This is a genomic window from Leclercia sp. GHBNCSD (genome assembly GCF_055805075.1).
This window is the reverse complement of record NZ_JBQVYO010000008.1, coordinates 1-2,239: the sequence shown is the minus strand read 5'-3', so window position 1 is coordinate 2,239 and position 2,239 is coordinate 1. Positions and strand designations below refer to the sequence as shown.

Sequence of the window (2,239 nt, the reverse complement as noted above, 5' to 3'; positions counted from 1 at the left end):
CAATATTGCCAGGATGTCACCGCAGAAAAGGATGGCGGTTCTGGTTGCCTTTGTCCTTGCATGGGAAACGCTGGCGCTGGATGATGCATTGGACGTTCTGGACGCCATGCTGGCCGTTATCATCCGTGACGCCAGAAAGATTGGGCAGAAAAAACGGCTCCGCTCGCTGAAGGATCTGGATAAATCTGCATTGGCGCTCGCCAGCGCATGTTCGTACCTGCTGAAAGAAGAAACACCGGACGAATCGATTCGTGCTGAGGTGTTCAGCTACATCCCAAGGCAAAAGCTGGCTGAAATCATCACGCTTGTCCGTGAAATTGCCCGGCCCTCAGACGATAATTTTCATGAAGAAATGGTGGAGCAGTACGGGCGCGTTCGTCGTTTCCTGCCCCATCTGCTGAATACCGTTAAATTTTCATCCGCACCTGCCGGGGTTACCACTCTGAATGCCTGTGACTACCTCAGCCGGGAGTTCAGCTCACGGCGGCAGTTTTTTGACGACGCACCAACGGAAATTATCAGTCGGTCATGGAAACGGCTGGTGATTAACAAGGAAAAACATATCACCCGCAGGGGATACACGCTCTGCTTTCTCAGTAAACTGCAGGATAGTCTGAGGCGGAGGGATGTCTACGTTACCGGCAGTAACCGGTGGGGAGATCCTCGTGCAAGATTACTACAGGGTGCTGACTGGCAGGCAAACCGGATTAAGGTTTATCGTTCTTTGGGGCACCCGACAGACCCGCAGGAAGCAATAAAATCTCTGGGTCATCAGCTTGATAGTCGTTACAGACAGGTTGCTGCACGTCTTTGCGAAAATGAGGCTGTCGAACTCGATGTTTCTGGCCCGAAGCCCCGGTTGACAATTTCTCCCCTCGCCAGTCTTGATGAGCCGGACAGTCTGAAACGACTGAGCAAAATGATCAGTGATCTACTCCCTCCGGTGGATTTAACGGAGTTGCTGCTCGAAATTAACGCCCATACCGGATTTGCTGATGAGTTTTTCCATGCTAGTGAAGCCAGTGCCAGAGTTGATGATCTGCCCGTCAGCATCAGCGCCGTGCTGATGGCTGAAGCCTGCAATATCGGTCTGGAACCACTGATCAGATCAAATGTTCCTGCACTGACCCGACACCGGCTGAACTGGACAAAAGCGAACTATCTGCGGGCTGAAACTATCACCAGCGCTAATGCCAGACTGGTTGATTTTCAGGCAACGCTGCCACTGGCACAGATATGGGGTGGAGGAGAAGTGGCATCTGCAGATGGAATGCGCTTTGTTACGCCAGTCAGAACAATCAATGCCGGACCGAACCGCAAATACTTTGGTAATAACAGAGGGATCACCTGGTACAACTTTGTGTCCGATCAGTATTCCGGCTTTCATGGCATCGTTATACCGGGGACGCTGAGGGACTCTATCTTTGTGCTGGAAGGTCTTCTGGAACAGGAGACCGGGCTGAATCCAACCGAAATTATGACCGATACAGCAGGTGCCAGCGAACTTGTCTTTGGCCTTTTCTGGCTGCTGGGATACCAGTTTTCTCCACGCCTGGCTGATGCCGGTGCTTCGGTTTTCTGGCGAATGGACCATGATGCCGACTATGGCGTGCTGAATGATATTGCCAGAGGGCAATCAGATCCCCGAAAAATAGTCCTTCAGTGGGACGAAATGATCCGGACCGCTGGCTCCCTGAAGCTGGGCAAAGTACAGGTTTCAGTGCTGGTCCGTTCATTGCTGAAAAGTGAACGTCCTTCCGGACTGACTCAGGCAATCATTGAAGTGGGGCGCATCAACAAAACGCTGTATCTGCTTAATTATATTGATGATGAAGATTACCGCCGGCGCATTCTGACCCAGCTTAATCGGGGAGAAAGTCGCCATGCCGTTGCCAGAGCCATCTGTCACGGTCAAAAAGGTGAGATAAGAAAACGATATACCGACGGTCAGGAAGATCAACTGGGCACACTGGGGCTGGTCACTAACGCCGTCGTGTTATGGAACACTATTTATATGCAGGCAGCCCTGGATCATCTCCGGGCGCAGGGTGAAACACTGAATGATGAAGATATCGCACGCCTCTCCCCGCTTTGCCACGGACATATCAATATGCTCGGCCATTATTCCTTCACGCTGGCAGAACTGGTGACCAAAGGACATCTGAGACCATTAAAAGAGGCGTCAGAGGCAGAAAACGTTGCTTAACGTGAGTTTTCGTTCCACTGAGCGTCAGACCCC

The 2,239-nt window shown here is 51.7% G+C and carries 1 protein-coding gene; it reads left to right on the top strand.

All coding sequences use genetic code 11. From position 1 onward, the window contains the following. The coding region (locus ACT3IC_RS23470; protein ID WP_170886426.1) for a Tn3-like element Tn3 family transposase at window positions 1-2,206 on the top strand (2,206 nt) is incomplete at its 5' end. Between the last annotated feature and the right edge of the window lie 33 nt (window positions 2,207-2,239).